Below are 15,466 nucleotides of genomic sequence, written 5' to 3' on the forward strand. Positions count from 1 at the left end.
AGGTGTCAGCCCGCCCAGACCTCGGCCTCGTCGGCCGGGACGGTGGTGGCCAGGCCCAACTCCTTGCGGGCGGCGACCGACTTGTTCGGGTCGATGCCGGTGAACGCCGGGTCGTAGGCGGCGTAGAACATGTCGGCGTCGGCGGCGTCCGCGGCCTTCTTCCAGTCGCCGGCCGCCTTCGCCAGCGTCGAACGGAGCGTGCCGACCTCGGCGCCGTCGATGCCGTTGAGGCCCTCGACGTGGTCCTGGAGAGCGGCCGCGACGGCCTTGGCCTGCGCCTTGTAACCGGGCAGGTCGGCCTCGACGGTGTCCTTCTCGGACTGGTTCGCCCACAGGGCCTCGTAGACCGCGTTCGAACCCTTGAGGTACGTGAGCTGTTCGGGCTTGAGGGACTTCGCGGTGTCCAGCGTGCCGTTCAGCGCGCCCTTCGAGGCGGTGTAGGTGCAGCTCACCGAACGGTCGCCCGTCGCCCAGCTCTCGGCGGTCGGGGTGTAGTAGAAGAGCTCGGCGCCCTTGGGGAGCGCCCAGGTGTCAGGGGCGTACTTCTGCGCCTCGACCGGGCAGCGGGTGTCCGCGATCGCCGAGACCCCGTCGTCGCCGGGGTACTTCTTGCCTTTGTCGATCGAGAACTCGCCCACGACCTGGCCTGCGTGCGCCTCGTCGCAGGGCACGATCTCGACGGTGTACGCCGTCCCCTCGGCCTTGCCGGACGGGTTGTAGCAGTCACCGGTGTCCAGCGAGAACACCGAGCGCTGGCGGGCCACCTTCTTCGCACCGTCCTTGGCGCTGTCGACGGCGTCGGTGACGTCCGAGCATCCCACCGCGCCGATCGCGAGCAGGGCGGCAACGGCGGATATACCGCGAAGGGAACGGTAGGGAGCACGGGCAGTCATGACGTGTACATCCTCTTACTGGATCTTTACATGGGGCATGCGGATCGTATGCCATCCCGGTGCCCGGTCGTGGCCGGGTGGCTCGGGGGAGGGGGCAGGCCCTCACCTCATCGCGGCATCTCAGACTCGGGACGGGCCGCGAAGGTTGTACCGGCAGGTCGTACCGGTACGGAGACGCCGGCACCGGTACTGCCGGCCGGGCACCGGTCCGTCCACGGGCGGGGAGCAGGCGCGGTACTCCCAAGCAAGTGACTGCTCAGAGAGCGGGCCGTCGCCGGCGTTGACCACCCGCGGGTACGCCGCCTGGACGGTGCGTCCGGTGGGCACCGCGGCACGGGCCTCGGGGCGGTCGTGCCGGACGGCGTTGCCGATCAGATGGGCGGCCGTCCGTTCCAGGAGCACCGGGTCCCATCGGCGCCGGGCGCAGATCCTGCCGGAGGGTGAGGTCCTTGGGCGCCCGGCCCGGTGGCGGCTGCCACCGGCACGGCGCCGGTGGCGGCGGAGAGGGCTGTCGTTGTCTGGGGCGTGATCACTGATAGGTGATCGACGCGATCGCCACGTCCGACGACAGCGTTGCTCCCCAGGGGCCGTGGTCACGCAATTCCCCATGCCTGGCGGGCTCAGACATCATCGAATGGTTCGTCGCTCCACCTGAACCAAGCACGACCGCTCCTGATGTGCAGAAGAAACTCCGCGACCGGCCCTGACGGGCCCACCAGCGACAAGGTGTCCGCGATCCGGTCGTAGGAGTCGTCGAACCGCTCGTACTCCTTCGCCTCCAGCAGAGCCAGCGACTCGTCGAACCACGGCTTCACCTCTGCGAACGTCGGCGTCGGAACGAAGTGACCGTTCAGCCATGGAAAGTCGGCCTCGTCGATCACGATCTCGCCGACTGGTTCCTCCTGCCGCATCAGTCGCCAGACTTCGCCCTCGAAACCCATCCCGCCAGCTCTCCGTCCATGTCCTGGTGCCGCCGGGCAGCCTTTCACCTGGACGGCATCCCGGTGATGAATATGAAGCTCTCCGCGACACCGTCCGGGACGACGCGCATCAAGCTGGGACATCTCGCGACCGGGCACGGCCCGCTCATCCGGAGGTCGTACGGTTCTCGTTCGAGCCGGGCGAGCAGCTCCGCCAGGAAGGCGAGTTCGACGAAGCCGAGGAAGTCTTCCGCTGGGTCGTGGCGGAGCGCAGGACGGACCCGGGGCCCGCCCGGGCACCCTCGCGGCGGCTGAGACCGCTCTCGCCTCCCTGTCACAGGATCGTGGACGGCCGGAGGACGCGGAGCGGCTGCGCCGTTGCGTCTTCGCCCAGCGGGAGGCGACATGGGGCCCGGACCACCCGGACACGCTCACCGCCCTCGGGGATCCGGCCCGTGCTCGCCCTGGGGCGGCACGAGGAAGGGGTGTTCTCACCTGGAGGGCGCTCACCTGGAGGGCAGGATGCCTTCCACGCCGTGCAGGAACGTGTCGGAGATGAGCGCGGGGTCGAAGAGGCACCCGGCGGCCATGGCGCCGTCTCGGAGCATGACGAAGTGCCGGCCCGCCTCGTCCGCGGGCACGCAGCCGGCCTGGGCGAGCAAGTCCACGGCGGTCTCCAGGAACCACGTCCGGTGCGCCAGTACGGCCTGGTGGACCGGGTGCGCCGGGTCGGGGTACTCGGCTGCCGCGTTCAGGAAGGCGCACCCGCGAAAGCCGGGGGACCGGATGCCCTGCGTGATCGTCCGGCTGACGGCCAGGACCGTGTCGCGGGCCGGCAGCCCTTGGGCGCGCACCGCCTCGATCTGGCCCCGGATGCCCTGGTCGGCCTGCTGGAGGTAGGCGAGGACGAGCTCTTCCTTGCCCTTGAAGTGCCGGTACAGGGTGGCCCGGGTGACATGGGCCTCCTCGACGATCCGGTCCACGCCGACGGAATGGATGCCCTCGGCGTAGAAGATGCGGGTCGCCGTGCCGAGCAGTCGTGACCGCGCCTCGGACGTCCTTGCGCCCCCGGTGCTCGCACTCATGGCGTCCACCGTACCAGCCGCCTGAGGGAGAACGTTCGGTCTTGACGGTCGGCCGCGGACGGCCTTAGATGAAAAGAGACCGAACGTTCTCCCTCGTCGAGGGCTGGTCCCACTCCGGCGGCGGCGAACGTGCCGCTCCTTCCCGAAAGGCATCCTCATGGACACCACCCTCGCCGCCCCCGCCCCCGCGGCGGGCGCCGCCGTGACGCTGCGGCGCCTGTACCTCCTGCGCTTCGCGTTCGCCGCCGTATGGGCCGGCCTGCTGTGGACGGCCGCCGACACCCTGGGGCCCCTCACCAAGGCGCTGCTGATCGCCTATCCGCTCTTCGACGTGGCCTGCGCGATCGTCGACGTGCGGTCCGGGCGGGCCGCCCGCGGACCGGTCCGCGCCCTGTACGCGAACATCGCCCTCAGCACCCTGACCGCCGCGGGACTGGCCGTGGCCGTCTCCTCCGGCATCCCGGCCGTGCTGCGCCTGTGGGGCGCCTGGGCCGTCACCGCCGGTCTCGTCCAGCTGGCCGTCGGCGTCCTGCGGCGCGGCATGAAAGGACAGTGGCCGATGATCGCCAGCGGCGGCATCTCCACCCTGGCCGGGGCCTCCTTCATCGCCCAGGCCGCACAGGACGACGCCTCGCTGACCGCCCTGGCCGGATACGCCTTCCTCGGCGGGATCTTCTTCCTCCTCTCCGCCCTGCGCCTGCGGCGCTGACGGCACCACCACGCCGTGCCCGGCCCGGAAGCGGCCGGGACCGCGCAGGCCCGGCCCGCACCCCGTCCTACAGGCTCGACGAGGCGCCCTCCAAGGCCGCCGCATCCGCTCCGGCAGCTCCCCCCTGCGCAGCCACGGTGCCGAGAGACCGGCGCCCAGGAGGCCGTCGAGCCCCGCCCCCGAGAGCACCAGCCGGCGCCGGATCGCTGTGCGGCCGCCCTCCCCGCGCTCACCAGCCGGTCGCCAGGGCGTGGTTGAGCAGGCGAGCCAGTATCGCCTGCGCCGTCAGCCACGGACGGGGGCGCACCTGGTGACACACGCCGTCCACCCCGGCCGGCGCACGCGCCACGGCCACCGGATCGCGCACATCGGCACCCGGGTCCGCTCGGACGTCGTAGCCGACGGACTCGTGCCCGGGCTCCCGCAGCACATCCACGACAGGGGACCCGATGAACCCGGCACTGCCGGTGACCAGTACACGCATCCGTCCACGCTGCGCCCGCTCACGGACCGCACCAGGTGCAGCGCCCCGCACGTCACGGGTCGGTAAGAAGCAGCCGCCCGCAAAGCCGGCCGGGCAACCCGCCGACACGGGTAGGAGGCACCCATGACGCGCAACGAGCCCCAACTGCCCACCATCCTGCTGCCGGTGCTGCGCAGATCCGCGGAACGGTTGCTCGCCTCCGCGGCCGCCCTGACGGACGACCAGGTACGGGCCCCCTCACGGCTGCCCGGCTGGAGCCGCGGACACGTACTCACCCACCTCGCCCGCAGCGCCGACTCCCGCACCCGGCTGCTCACAGCGGCCCGTACCGGCGCCGACCTGCCGCAGTACCGCGACGAGGCCGAGCGCGAGAGCGAGATCGAGGAGGGTGCGGGACGCCCGGCCGCCGTCCTGGCCCAGGACCTGCACAGCGCGCTGCACCGCTTCCTGACGGCCGCCCACAGCCACCCGCAGGACGCCTGGGACGTCCCCGTGCGCTGGCTCGGCGCGGGACTGCGCCCCGTGCGCGGCGCCGTCAGCAGCATGCTGCGCGAGGTGGAGGTGCACCACACCGACCTGGCCACCGGCCACGAACCGGCGCACTGGCCCGCGCCCTTCGTGCAACGGGAACTCGCCACCGCCGCGGCGGCACTCCACGACCGCAGCGACGCCCCGGCCCTGGTGCTGCTCGCCGACGAGGACCGGGTACCACGCCCGATCGGTGACCGAGCCGGTCCCCAGGTGTCGGGGCCGGCCGCACACCTCCTGGGCTGGCTGACCGGCCGCACCGACGGGAGGACCCTGACGGTCGACCCGCCCGGTCCGCTGCCGCCCGTGCCCGCCTGGCGGAAGTAACCGGCAAGACACCGGCCCGGCCCGGCCGTCGAGCGGCGACCGGCGACGCCCTCGCCCTCCTGAACCGGCCCGGGGGACCCCGGCAGGCGCGCGAGGCACCGGCGTTGCGGCGGGTGCGGCGGTTTCGTAGCGGAACCGTTGCGTGACGTGGCGGGGACGCCGAGGGGCAGTCGGTACGCTCCCCTTTGGCTTCGCGGCTTCGGCGGGGGCCGGACTGCCGCAAACAGGGGATGGTTCATCATGAGCAGCACACCTTCCGCCGACCTCTTCAAGCCACTCCAGGAGGGCGACCCGGCTGTGGTGGGCGGCTACCGCCTGGCGGCCGTCCTCGGCACGGGAGGCATGGGCAAGGTCTACCTCTCCTACACGCCGGGCGGCCGGCCCATCGCACTCAAGGTGATCCGGTCCGAGCTCAGCGAGGAGCCCGAGTTCCGGCGGCGGTTCAAGCAGGAGGTCCAAGCCGCCCAGCGGGTGCAAGGTCTGTACACGGCGCCGGTCATCGATTTCGACACCGACGGAGTTCAGCCCTGGCTCGCCACCGCCTACGTGCCGGGCCCCTCCCTCGCGCACGCCGTCGCCCAGCACGGAGGGCTGCCGCTGCGCAGCGTGCTGCTGCTGACGGTCGGGGTGGCCGAGGCGCTCCACGTGATCCACGGCGCGGGGATCGTGCACCGTGACCTGAAGCCCGCCAACGTCCTCCTGGCCTCCGACGGCCCTCGCGTGATCGACTTCGGAATCGCCCGCGCGGCCGACACGACCGCGCTGACCGGCACCGGCGTCAGCGTGGGCACCCCGGCGTTCATGGCGCCCGAGCAGGCGTCGGCCGGCACGGTCACCCCCGCCACCGACATCTTCGCCCTGGGACAGATCGCGGCCTTCGCCGCGATCGGCTCGCCCGCTTACGGTGAAGGCTCCTCGCACGCGGTGCTCTACCGGATCGTCCACGAGGACCCCGACCTCAGCCGGCTGCCGGGGGAGCTGCTGCCGCTGGTGTCCCGCTGCCTCAGCCGCGACCCGGACGGCCGGCCGAGCCTTACCGAGATCATCGAGCTGTGCCACGAACTGTCGCCCACCGCACTGCGCCAGGGCGAGGACTGGCTGCCGCGGACGGTCGCCGGATCGATCACCGAGCGGCTCCGCCTGCCCGAACCGGCCAGGACCCCGCCGCCGCAGCCCTCCGTCACTCCGACGCCGACCCAGGTCTCACCGCCGCAGCCGCCGCCGGGCACGGTGGACCCGTACGCGCCGACCGGGTTCGCCACACCCCCCGCGCCGGGCGCCGTGGGCCCGGTGCCGCCCCCCGGACACCCGGGACAGCCCGCGCCGGGCCACCACACCCCGGCCCCCCACTACCCCGGGCACCACACCCCCGCCCCCGGCTACCCCGGGCACCACACCCCTGCCCCCGGCTACCCCGGGCACCACACGCCACCGCCCGTCACCCACCATCCCGCCGGGCCGCCGGCGCGCCAGAAGCCCAAGCGGACGGGGCTGATCGTGGCCGCGGCGGTCGTGGGCACACTGGTCGTCCTGGGAGTCATCGGCTCCCTGCTGTCGGACGGGGGCGGCAAGGACGAGAACAACGGGGCCAACGCCCCCGCCGGCAGCAGCAGCCCTGCGGGCGGCGACGGGAGCCCGGGCGCGGGACAGCAGAGGAAGGACCCGCGGCCCGTCTCGTACACCGGCATCGACCTGACGGACGGCTACCAGCTCATGCTCGCCGACAACCCGCCGCGGCCGGTGGAGAGCGAGGACGCGGCGTACGGCGGCGGTGATCTCTACTTCAGCGTCGTCAACTTCCTGGACGAGTCGTCGATCGGCACCGACAACGGGAAGCTCGTCGTGCTGAACAACGCACAGAAAGGCTCCCTGGAGACCTGCCGCACGGAGACGCGCTACACCGAGAAGATCGACCTCACCCAGCTCACCCAGGGATCGCAGATCTGCGTCCTCAGCGACGCGGGCCATGTGGCGGTGGCCACCTACCGCGGCAAGTCGAGCAAGAACGACCCCGGCTCCTACGTCACCATCGACCTGCAGATCTGGCGCAACGCGCAGGAGCCCGGAGGCAACTGAACCCGAGGCGCGAGCGGGGCCTCACGTCATCTCCGGGCTTCACCCTCCGGCCGCCGTACGCAGGAGCGCGGCCCGAGGAAACCGGCCGGTGCGCGAGCCTGCTCACCGGCCGGGCCCGCCGACCCGCGCCGAACCGGCCCACAGCAGACTCCTCGGACCGGCTCTGACGCACCGGCCCGGCACTGAGACAGCGCGCCCCGCTGCCCCGCGCCTCGACGCCCGCACGGCCGCCGCCCTGGCCATGGGGGAACTCCTGCGCGCGGTGCCACCCCCGCGACGCCCCACCTCGCTGAGCCGAAGCACACCCCGATACGAACACCTCCCACCGAAGCCCCGCCACGCAGTGGCATCGATCACGGCGCCCTGCTCCCGCTGCACCGGCACCCCCACACGGCCAACGCCCGTACCCCGGCCCGGAGGCACCGGTAGGGCACTGCCGGCGCCGTCCCGGCCGCCGGGTCCGCGGTGCCCACCGCCGTACTCGTATCCGGAGGCCGACGCATCATCCGGCGTGCCACCCGGCGAGGGACGGCGCGCCGTCTCAGGGGTCGGTGGGCCTGCCGCCTGACTGCCTCTCCTTTCAGGGGCTTTGCCGGCTGCTGCCCGTACCCGCCTGGCGGAAGTGACCGAGAGACGCCGGCCCGGCTCGGCTGTTGAGCGAGGGCCGTCTCCCCCTCACCATGCCTCGATCAGTGACATGGAGTTGGTGCCGCAACGACGCCGCAGGCTGACTGCTCCTGGCCTTGGCGGCTGGACGCAGCGAATGATCAACCCTGTGGTTCCTGCGGTTTGACCTCTACCTCGTGCAGGTTCTGGTCCTTGAACTCCGTGCGTGCCTCCGTGCGATGACCACGGGCGATGTAGTCGCGGACGACCAGCTCGACGGCGTCCTGGGGCGATCCGACGCCAGCAAGAACCATCACTTCCACCACCAGCTCGGCGTCGAGACTGACGTTGATCTTGGCCACGGATTTCCCCTTCATCGTGTCGTGTCCGGACTCTAACCGCTCAAGGCGTTGACGCGTGATCACGATCCGATGAGGCGCAACAAGCGGGGGGTGCCTCTGTGTTCTTCGTCAAGCGTGTGGCCAGCTTCGGCATTCGAGATGCGATCTCCTTCGTGGGGCATGAGACTGTCTGGTCGTGCCATAGATGAGGAGCGGAATAGAGGCGGCCTTGGCTGAGGCGTCGTCGCCTTCGTGGGCGCAACGTGTTCGTGCTGGGCATGACCTTGCTCCCTTCGCTGATGTTCCTCAGGCTGCGGAAGTGCTGGTGGGACTGCTGCTGGACGTCGAGGACACGGCGGTGACCCGGCAGACGGCAGAGGCCCTGACCCGGGTGGGGACGGTGGCCGCCGTGAGGCTCATCGCCCTCGCGGTTGCCGAGGCTGACGGCGACCACGCTGACTGGCTGCAGACCGGCGTGCATGACGCGCTCGTGGGACCGGACGGTGTGCCGGACGTCGCAGCGGCCTGCGGACAGCTCGCGAAGGACCAGGAAGAAGCTGTCCGGCGAGGTGCCGTGGAGATCTCCAAGTGGACAGACGACACAAGGCATTGAGCTGAATCGACCCGCCTGTTCGCCGGTTCATGCAGCCGTCGCCTGGGGGACGCGGGGTTCGTAGAAGGTGCCGTCGCGGAGCATCGCGAACAGCACGGTGCTGCGTTGGCGGGCACGCCCGCCAGGCTCCGAAACCGCCCCCCCGCAAAGCCCATCCCCTACGAAGGCGACCCCCGCCTGCACACCGCCGCGGAAACCCTTCGGGCAGCCCCGACACCGCCCGTCACGCCATCGCGACATCCCCCGCCCCAACAGGGCCCGACCACGGTCCGATGCGACAACACCGCGCTCATAGCTGTTTTCACCCTGGCTGTACCCACAACTTAAAGACGCAGGTCACCACGCACGCAGTCGCGTGGTCGGGAGCCCGACATCCCCTCTGCGCACCCCCTGCGCTGGCCCCGGACTGGAAGAAGAAGGAGAAGGGAACGGGGTGGGGGTGAGCGTGCGGCCGGAGGATCGGGGTCGTCTTGGTCCTGTGGCGCGTCGGCCGGGGCCTCCGCGCTGCGGTGCCGTACGGGGGCGGCGCACCAAGGGGAGCAGACGCGGCAGGGCGCAGCTGCGGGGGAAGTCAGAGAGTGATCTGCGGAGTTGGTGCTCCCGCGCCGTCCGGATCATGGTCCTGGCCGTGCTCGCGCTCATACTGGGCGCGGGCCTCGTTCATGGCGTGCTGTCGGCTGCGTTCGCTGCCGCCGTCCTTGCGGGCGCCGACTGGCTCTGCCACCGCCAGCAGCGGGCCCAGTGGGAAGTGGCACGGGCCCAGGGCCTGCACTACGCCTTGCCACAGCTGCACGCACTGCACCACTCCCAATTCGAGGAAACGGTCCGCGAGCTGATGCACCGCGACGGCTGCCAAGACGCCCAGCGGGTCGGCGGCCGCGGCACCCTCGGCGCCGACTGAAGGAGCCACCGACCCGTTCGTGCGGCGCTGGGCCCGGGGCCCAAGGGCAGCGGGCGCACAAGGAGGAGCTGCGCCGCATCGCCGCACAGCACAGGGCCGAGCGGGAGGCCGCCGTCCCGTGTGCGCCGACCGCGGCACCCGGTTCACCGACGAACGGTGCAAGGCCATCGAGCCCGCCGGGTGGGACGCCCCACGCGAGACCCACCCGCGCCTGTGCGAGGACTGCAAGCAGAAGGCCGGCGCCGTCGTCAGCCACGACGGCAGCAAGCGCGCTCGGACGCTTCCGCGGCGGGCTGAGCACCAAGGTCCACCTGGCCGCTGACGGCCGCGCGCGGCCCCTCGCTTTTGACCGTCACCGCGGGCCAGGCCGGTGATGCACCCGCCTTCGAGACGGTGATGTCGCGGATCTGCGTGCCCCGCAGGGGCCGGGGCAGGTCCCGGACCCGATCCTTGGCCGTTAGGCCAGGCGGAAGCCGAAAGACTTCGCGGTCGACCTGAATCGGGCGTTGCGAACCGGGTCGTGATCGACCTGTCCCACTACGCCGCCGTCACCGACAGGCTGAGTCTTACTCTGCAGAAGCATTTCAGTGTTTCCTGCCCGGCGACTTGTTGCTCTGCTGCGAGCCCTTGTCGCGGGCCTCTTCGGTCTTCTTGGCGAGGCCGGGTGGGCGCTTCGGTGTTTCGTCCGTCTTGCCGTTCCACGTGGTCGCGGGAGATGCGCTCGTGTCGCCCGGTGTGGCCTCTGCTGTCCGGGCTGCGGAGTCGTGTGTGGTTGAGCCGATGCTGAATGTGTAATCCGAGGGAACGCGACGTCCGGGCCTGTCATCGGGGAGGGCACCCGCAGACGTGCTGCGGTCAGAAGGTGGCGCTGTGGTGGCAGAGGGGACGGCCTCCTCCTTCTGTTGCGCGGTGTGAGGAGCGTCCGTCTCTCCGGTAGGAGAGCTGGTGATCTCGGTGGCGCTCTGGTCGTTCCCTTGTGATGCGGAGTCGTCGGTGAAGGTGAGGGCGGTGGCCATGACAGCGGCGATGGTGACGGTCGCACCCGCCACCAGGGTGCGGCGTCGGGCGGGCACGGTGCGGTGGGTGGCTGGGGCCCTGGCAGTCGGCGGTTTTGGGCGCGTGCGGTCGGCAGTCCACGATGCTTCGTGGTGGGGGACGAGGCTCTTGACAGGCGATGACGGACCGGCTGCACGTCGTGCCGGGTCGGCGAGTTCCGTGAGTGCGCGGGCGCATTCGTCGGCCGTCGGGCGGGCTTCATCGTCCAGGGCCGTCATCTTCCGCAGCAGTCCCGCCAGTTGTTCCGGAAGGCATGGAGGCAGGACAGGCCGGCGGTGCAGTCGTGCGATCGCGGCTTCAAGGGGACCGCCGCCGTACTCGAGTCTGCCCGTGAGACATTCGAGGAGGACCAGGCCGAGGGCGTACACGTCGGCGGGTCGGCCGACGGGCTGGCCGAGGACCTGCTCGGGGGAGAGGTAGGCGGCGGTGCCGATGAGCGTGCCACTGGCGGTGCGGGTGGTGGCGTCCAACATGCGGGAGATGCCGAAGTCGGTGAGGTACGGGCGGTGCGAGGCATCCAGAAGGATGTTGGACGGTTTGACGTCTCGGTGGACGATTCCCGCTTCGTGTGCGTGAGCCAGTGCGTGGGCGAGATCGACGCCGACTGCGGCTGTCGCCGCGGGGGACAGTGGTCCTTGGGCGATGCGGTTCTTCAGCGTGTCGCCCTCGATCAGTTGCATGATCAGGAAGAGACGTCCGTTGTGCCTGCCCGCGTCGTAGGCGGTGACCAGTGCAGGGTGGTGCAACTGGGCGAGGATCACCGCTTCGTCGTGCGAGGCGTCCTCGATGTCGAAGCCGGTGTCAGGACGGAAGACCTTGACCGCCACCGGCCGCCTCAACCGCAGATCGAAACCCCGATGGACGTCTGCGGCACCGCCCGACCCGATGAGGCCGTCCAGACGGTATCGGCCGCTCAGTACCTCGGCGGAGCACCGGGAGACCACGACCCGAGCCGACTCACGAAGTCCCATTCCCTCTCCCACTGCATCGAGGTGCGCACGGGCCACGCTGGTGTGCCGCCGCCGGACGCAGGTACCCCCGGAGGCTCTGTACGACACCCCTCCCTTCGGTGAGGGAGGCGGACTACGACGTGATCATCGCCCGCCCGCCCGCCCAGCCTCGGCATCGCGATGGACGCCGCTCTCTACTACGGGCGCAGGCGCCGCGGCGAAGCCGCCGGCGGCTCCGGGGTCGTCATCCTCGTACTCGCCGAGGACTCCTCCGCCACCGCGTACGGCATGCTCGCCCAGCAGATCGAGGACCTCCGCGAAGACCTCTCCCAGGAGATCGACTACCTCGGCCTCGTCGTCAACCTCTACGACTCCCGCCGCGGTTACGTCGCCACCTCCTCCCTGGAGAACTGGAAGTCGCTCGGCGACCCGAAGGTCCTCGCCGTCATCGGCGACCTCAAGGAGCAGCGGGAAGCGGTCCGCAAGCGGATGCCGCTGCTGAGTTCTGCGCCTCACAGCGATCAGGCGGAGGCCATGCGGCAGGTAGCGAGGGGAGCCACCCGATGAACAAGGCCGACACCCTGGGATCGGCACCCGCGTTCGGCGCAGCCCGCGGCGCCCGGTCCTCCCGACCCAACCTCATCGACAAGACCATCGCGGGAGAGGAGTCGACCACGGCGGCCATCACGGAGCTGCCGGTCACCCTCATCAGCGACAACCCCGACAACCCGCACAACCACCTGCGCAACCTCGACGAGACGGTGCAGAGCGTCCGCGAGGTCGGCCTCACCCCGCTCTGCCCCGCCACGATCACGGCGGCCGGGGCACGCTGCGGGGTGCTGCCGTCCGGGTAGACGGACGCGATCTGCTCGCGGAAGATGCGCGGGTCCTCCTCTGGCGGCAGCTGTCTCTCGGTGGTCGGGCTCACGCGGCCCCGCCGGCGAGGTAGCGGCGCACCGTCCGCGACAGCGCGTGAGCGCGCTCCGGGGCGTCGGTGTCGTCCGGGCGCAGCCGGAGCTGGGCACGGCCGAGGTCTCGCTGGTAGCGGGTGAGCTGCTCGGCACGGGTGCCGTCAGCCTCGCGCAGCGCGGCGGAGACCTCCGCCAGGGCCGACTGCAGGTCGGCGAGAGCCGCTTCGTAGGGCTGGTCCCCGTACAGGCCGCCGGGTCCCGGCTCGACGTGGGCGAGGACCGGGTCGGTGGGGGAGCGGTCGTTCATACGTGCGTCATTCCTTCCATGTCGTCCAGCGAGGCCAGGTGAGCGGTGTCGCCCCAGGCGGCCAGACGCAGCCGGTGGCCGTCGCCGTTCCAGTGCGACACCGAGGCGTTCGGGACGGGCGGCAGTTCCTCGGGCGGGACGGCGCCGATCCCGGCGAGTACATAGCGCAGGGCGATGACCACCCCGTCGTGCGCGACGACCAGGACACGCCGCCCGGGCACAGCCCGCCCCAGGTCGTGGACGAACTGGCCGACGCGTACCGCGACGTCGGTGAAGGCCTCCCCGCCTGGCGGGCGGTAGCACCATTCGCCCATCAGCTCCCGCCGGGCCGCCTCTTGAGGTGCCCGAACCCGCAGCGCGGCCGGGGGATGCAGCTCGAAGACGCCCATCTCCCGGTCCCGCAGCCGCTCGTCGACCAGCAGGTCCGGACGCGGCCCGCCGAGCCCGGCCGCGCGGGCCGCCATCCCCTCCCACGTCTGGAGTGCGCGCGCATAGGGGGAGCACACCACCAGGTCCGGCCCGGCCTCCGGCGCATGTCCGGCCAGCCAGTTGCCCAATGCGACCGCTTGCGCGGTGCCCAGGCCGGACAGCGGCACGTCCCGGTCCCGGCCGGGCACCGGCACCGTGGAGCCGGACTCCTCAGCCGCGGCGAATGCGACGTTGGCCGTGCTCTGACCGTGCCGCACGGCCCAGAGTCCAGCTAGCGCGCAGGGTGGCACCACGGCCGTCGGCGGCATCGCATCAGGCAGTGTCCGCAGAGTCATGACGTCCCTTCATCGGTTGAGGAATGTCCCGAGCCTCCAGGGCAGGATCCGCCGCGCGCACAGCAGCAGCACGGCGTAGCGGGTCCAGGCGTTTGCCACAAGGATCACCGCGAGCAGTGACACGGCCCCCAGCGAAACACCGAACGCGGTCCCCATGGCGACCCCTGCTCCTGTGCCTACGAGCCGCCCCCCCAGCTTCTCTGCCATCGACCCGGCGCGTGCCTGGAGGGACTACTCCTCGTCGCTGACGTCGATGTCACCACCGCCGGGCCGGTGCGGCGTCAGCTTCACCGTCACCGTGTGGGTGGCCTTGCTGCCGCTTTCCTTCTCGCCCCCCAGACTGATCACGCTCCAGCGCAGTCCGCCGATCAGGAGTTCTTGCGCGGCATGTCCGACAGCAGCCCCAGCACCACGTCTCTCACCAGGCGCCGGGGCTCCACCCGCGCGAACCGGCCCGCTATCCGGCCCATCAGGACCTCGACGCCTCCTGCCAGCGGGCAGGGTCTGCGCTGTGACCCGGCCACCGCACGATCGTTTGTCTTCACACGCCGATGATCAGCGGTGGCCGCAGCCTTCCCGCAACCGGTCCACCAGCAAGATCACGGTCTACCGCTGCAGTACCAAGTCGCGCTGGTACCAGGGGTCTGACTTACCACCGAGGTCGGCCGGATCGACCAGGACAAACCCAGCCTTGATCAGCACCCTCTGGGACGCGACATTCTCGCGGGAGGTGCCCGCCCGCAGGGTGCGCAGCCCGTGCCGCGCCACCGCCAGCCGGCACAGCTCCCGGACGGTCTCCGTCGCCACGCCGCGTCCGGCGACGTGCTGCGCGACCCGGTAACCGAGCTCAGCAGTGCCGTTCTCGAGGTCGTACAGGTTGAACCGGCCCAGAACCGAGCCGTCCTTGGCAACGAGCAGGTAGAAGGCGCAGGTACCGGCCTCCTGCTCGGCCAGCAGGGCGCCGTACCGGTCGGTGAACTTGTCGAAGAAGTCGTCGCCGCGGTCGGGGACCGAGGCAGCGAAGTAGGCGCGGTTCTCCAGCTCGAAGGCCAGGACCACCGGGGCATGGCCAGCATGCAGCCGCTTCAGCTGGGGCACCGCCCGACCCTAACCGGATGGTGGGCTCAGATCATCTGAGTTTCCGCCAGCGGCAGACCAACCCCAAGACCAGGGCATATAACGATCTACGGCTGGAGTACTGGGGGACCAGTCCTTGGCGGGAGGCCTTTCCGCCTGGCCTTTCCTCGCTTATACCTGCCGCTGCCGACGGCGAAGGCGATCGAGAACGGGGCTTTCATGCCGTTGGGGATCGATCGACCCGCTGCGTATCGCCGAGGGCTACTACCTCGCCGTACGGCCAGGTGGCGGGCAAGCCGTACACGCTGCTGCGCCAGGCCCTGGCTAGGTCGTCGCGGGTGGCCGTGGCCCGGTACGCGTGGTCGGACCGGGAGCGTCTCGGCCTGCTGCGGGTCCGCGGCGAAGCGATGGTGCTGCACGCGATGCGCTGGCCGGACGACATCCGCGACCCGTCCGAGCTGCCGCCGCCGGTGGAGCTGTCCGACGAGGAGATGACGGTGCCCTCGCACTGATTGCCCTCGTGGCCCGCGACGACCTGGACAGTGCCGAGTTCCGCGACAGGTACACGGAGGTGGTCGCCAAGCTGATCGAGGCGAAGCGCGAGCACCGGGAGCCGCCGGCGCCTCCGGAGGCTGCCGAGGAGCCGGGGCAGCTCGTGGGACTTGATGGCAGCGCTGCAGGAGTCGGTCGAAGCCCAAGCCTCTCGCGGCGACAACGGCGAGCCCGCGGACGTGCACGCGATGCGTCCCAAGCGGACCGCCAAGAAGACAGCAGCCAAGAAGACAGCAGCCAAGAAGACACCCCGGAAGGCCCGGAAGGCCACCTAGTTGTTCTGTCCGGGGAGGTTGTGGACAGGTGAGCCAGGTCTCGGCTGAGGGATCTTGAACGGGTGAGGGCCTTCCGGGTTCGGTGTGGATT

20 protein-coding genes and 3 pseudogenes are annotated in these 15,466 nt (G+C 71.0%); 10 read left to right on the forward strand and 13 right to left on the reverse strand.

The window, feature by feature from the left end; translation table 11 throughout:
* Positions 1 to 5 precede the first annotated feature (5 nt).
* The 4 genes from ACGF5T_RS34190 to ACGF5T_RS34205 form a co-directional block, all read right to left on the reverse strand.
* On the reverse strand, positions 6 to 893 hold the full coding sequence (locus ACGF5T_RS34190; RefSeq protein ID WP_366768687.1) for a septum formation family protein: 888 nt from the start codon (positions 891 to 893) through the stop codon (positions 6 to 8).
* Positions 894 to 1,013: 120 nt separating this feature from the next.
* Entirely contained in the window at positions 1,014 to 1,295 is a 282-nt protein-coding gene (locus tag ACGF5T_RS34195; RefSeq protein WP_366768686.1) for a hypothetical protein, read from the reverse strand.
* A 218-nt stretch (positions 1,296 to 1,513) separates the two neighbouring features.
* Positions 1,514 to 1,834 (reverse strand): hypothetical protein, encoded by a 321-nt coding sequence (locus tag ACGF5T_RS34200; protein WP_366768685.1) that lies wholly within the window; start codon positions 1,832 to 1,834, stop codon positions 1,514 to 1,516.
* A gap of 485 nt (positions 1,835 to 2,319) precedes the next feature.
* Positions 2,320 to 2,898 (reverse strand): TetR/AcrR family transcriptional regulator, encoded by a 579-nt coding sequence (locus tag ACGF5T_RS34205; RefSeq protein ID WP_356611033.1) that lies wholly within the window; start codon positions 2,896 to 2,898, stop codon positions 2,320 to 2,322.
* Positions 2,899 to 3,055: 157 nt separating this feature from the next.
* Here ACGF5T_RS34205 and ACGF5T_RS34210 point away from each other — a divergent pair, with 157 nt between their 5' ends.
* On the forward strand, positions 3,056 to 3,607 hold the full coding sequence (locus tag ACGF5T_RS34210; protein WP_366768684.1) for a hypothetical protein: 552 nt from the start codon (positions 3,056 to 3,058) through the stop codon (positions 3,605 to 3,607).
* Positions 3,608 to 3,914: 307 nt separating this feature from the next.
* Here ACGF5T_RS34210 and ACGF5T_RS34215 read toward each other — a convergent pair.
* Positions 3,915 to 4,091, reverse strand: a pseudogene (locus ACGF5T_RS34215) (NAD-dependent epimerase/dehydratase family protein); the annotation flags it as partial.
* Between the two features lie 123 nt (positions 4,092 to 4,214).
* On the opposite strand from ACGF5T_RS34215, the gene ACGF5T_RS34220 reads away from it, so the two are divergent.
* Together ACGF5T_RS34220 and ACGF5T_RS34225 are read left to right on the forward strand one after the other, a co-directional pair.
* A complete protein-coding gene (locus ACGF5T_RS34220; protein WP_366768683.1) occupies positions 4,215 to 4,946 on the forward strand; it encodes a maleylpyruvate isomerase family mycothiol-dependent enzyme in 732 nt (243 codons plus the stop codon).
* A gap of 240 nt (positions 4,947 to 5,186) precedes the next feature.
* Entirely contained in the window at positions 5,187 to 7,022 is a 1,836-nt protein-coding gene (locus tag ACGF5T_RS34225; protein ID WP_366768682.1) for a protein kinase, read from the forward strand.
* Positions 7,023 to 7,789: 767 nt separating this feature from the next.
* Here the strand turns inward: ACGF5T_RS34225 and ACGF5T_RS34230 are convergent.
* Positions 7,790 to 7,990: a type II toxin-antitoxin system VapB family antitoxin gene (locus ACGF5T_RS34230; protein ID WP_366768681.1), complete on the reverse strand. Its 201-nt coding sequence runs from the start codon at positions 7,988 to 7,990 to the stop codon at positions 7,790 to 7,792.
* Positions 7,991 to 8,294: 304 nt separating this feature from the next.
* Between ACGF5T_RS34230 and ACGF5T_RS34235 the strand changes: the two genes are divergently transcribed.
* From ACGF5T_RS34235 to ACGF5T_RS34245, 3 genes and pseudogenes are all read left to right on the forward strand, one after another.
* Entirely contained in the window at positions 8,295 to 8,582 is a 288-nt protein-coding gene (locus tag ACGF5T_RS34235) for a hypothetical protein (RefSeq protein ID WP_366768680.1), read from the forward strand.
* Between the two features lie 616 nt (positions 8,583 to 9,198).
* The gene (locus ACGF5T_RS34240; RefSeq protein ID WP_366768707.1) at positions 9,199 to 9,483 is read left to right on the forward strand and encodes a hypothetical protein; all 285 of its coding nucleotides are present in this window, start codon (positions 9,199 to 9,201) and stop codon (positions 9,481 to 9,483) included.
* Between the two features lie 215 nt (positions 9,484 to 9,698).
* A pseudogene (locus tag ACGF5T_RS34245) lies at positions 9,699 to 9,972 on the forward strand (IS5/IS1182 family transposase); the annotation flags it as partial.
* 95 nt (positions 9,973 to 10,067) lie between these two features.
* Here ACGF5T_RS34245 and ACGF5T_RS34250 read toward each other — a convergent pair.
* Entirely contained in the window at positions 10,068 to 11,510 is a 1,443-nt protein-coding gene (locus ACGF5T_RS34250) for a protein kinase (RefSeq protein ID WP_392890233.1), read from the reverse strand.
* A gap of 104 nt (positions 11,511 to 11,614) precedes the next feature.
* Here ACGF5T_RS34250 and ACGF5T_RS34255 point away from each other — a divergent pair.
* Together ACGF5T_RS34255 and ACGF5T_RS34260 are read left to right on the forward strand one after the other, a co-directional pair.
* Positions 11,615 to 12,056 (forward strand): annotated as a pseudogene (locus ACGF5T_RS34255) (ParA family protein); the annotation flags it as partial.
* The gene (locus ACGF5T_RS34260) at positions 12,053 to 12,343 is read left to right on the forward strand and encodes a hypothetical protein (protein ID WP_366768678.1); all 291 of its coding nucleotides are present in this window, start codon (positions 12,053 to 12,055) and stop codon (positions 12,341 to 12,343) included. The pseudogene ACGF5T_RS34255 and the gene ACGF5T_RS34260, both read left to right, overlap by 4 nt.
* Before the next feature lie 70 nt (positions 12,344 to 12,413).
* Here ACGF5T_RS34260 and ACGF5T_RS34265 read toward each other — a convergent pair whose 3' ends face one another.
* The 6 genes from ACGF5T_RS34265 to ACGF5T_RS34290 form a co-directional block, all read right to left on the reverse strand.
* Positions 12,414 to 12,707, reverse strand: coding sequence for a hypothetical protein (locus tag ACGF5T_RS34265; protein WP_366768677.1), 294 nt, complete (start codon positions 12,705 to 12,707; stop codon positions 12,414 to 12,416).
* On the reverse strand, positions 12,704 to 13,444 hold the full coding sequence (locus ACGF5T_RS34270) for a histidine phosphatase family protein (protein WP_366768704.1): 741 nt from the start codon (positions 13,442 to 13,444) through the stop codon (positions 12,704 to 12,706). The genes ACGF5T_RS34265 and ACGF5T_RS34270 overlap by 4 nt, the downstream gene beginning before the upstream one ends.
* A gap of 36 nt (positions 13,445 to 13,480) precedes the next feature.
* Positions 13,481 to 13,627 carry a hypothetical protein gene (locus ACGF5T_RS34275; RefSeq protein WP_366768676.1) on the reverse strand — a complete coding sequence of 49 codons (147 nt, stop codon included), beginning with the start codon at positions 13,625 to 13,627 and terminating at the stop codon, positions 13,481 to 13,483.
* Positions 13,628 to 13,702: 75 nt separating this feature from the next.
* Entirely contained in the window at positions 13,703 to 13,843 is a 141-nt protein-coding gene (locus ACGF5T_RS34280; protein WP_392890237.1) for a trypco2 family protein, read from the reverse strand.
* Positions 13,840 to 14,016 (reverse strand): hypothetical protein, encoded by a 177-nt coding sequence (locus ACGF5T_RS34285; RefSeq protein WP_366768706.1) that lies wholly within the window; start codon positions 14,014 to 14,016, stop codon positions 13,840 to 13,842. The genes ACGF5T_RS34280 and ACGF5T_RS34285 overlap by 4 nt, the downstream gene beginning before the upstream one ends.
* A gap of 61 nt (positions 14,017 to 14,077) precedes the next feature.
* On the reverse strand, positions 14,078 to 14,569 hold the full coding sequence (locus tag ACGF5T_RS34290; protein WP_366768675.1) for a GNAT family N-acetyltransferase: 492 nt from the start codon (positions 14,567 to 14,569) through the stop codon (positions 14,078 to 14,080).
* Between the two features lie 263 nt (positions 14,570 to 14,832).
* Here ACGF5T_RS34290 and ACGF5T_RS34295 point away from each other — a divergent pair, with 263 nt between their 5' ends.
* Together ACGF5T_RS34295 and ACGF5T_RS34300 are read left to right on the forward strand one after the other, a co-directional pair.
* The gene (locus ACGF5T_RS34295; RefSeq protein ID WP_366768674.1) at positions 14,833 to 15,060 is read left to right on the forward strand and encodes a Ku protein; all 228 of its coding nucleotides are present in this window, start codon (positions 14,833 to 14,835) and stop codon (positions 15,058 to 15,060) included.
* 153 nt (positions 15,061 to 15,213) lie between these two features.
* On the forward strand, positions 15,214 to 15,375 hold the full coding sequence (locus tag ACGF5T_RS34300; RefSeq protein ID WP_366768673.1) for a hypothetical protein: 162 nt from the start codon (positions 15,214 to 15,216) through the stop codon (positions 15,373 to 15,375).
* Positions 15,376 to 15,466: the final 91 nt, after the last annotated feature.

This window comes from Streptomyces sp. NPDC047853, from assembly GCF_043204535.1.
In the GTDB taxonomy this organism is placed as follows: domain Bacteria; phylum Actinomycetota; class Actinomycetes; order Streptomycetales; family Streptomycetaceae; genus Streptomyces.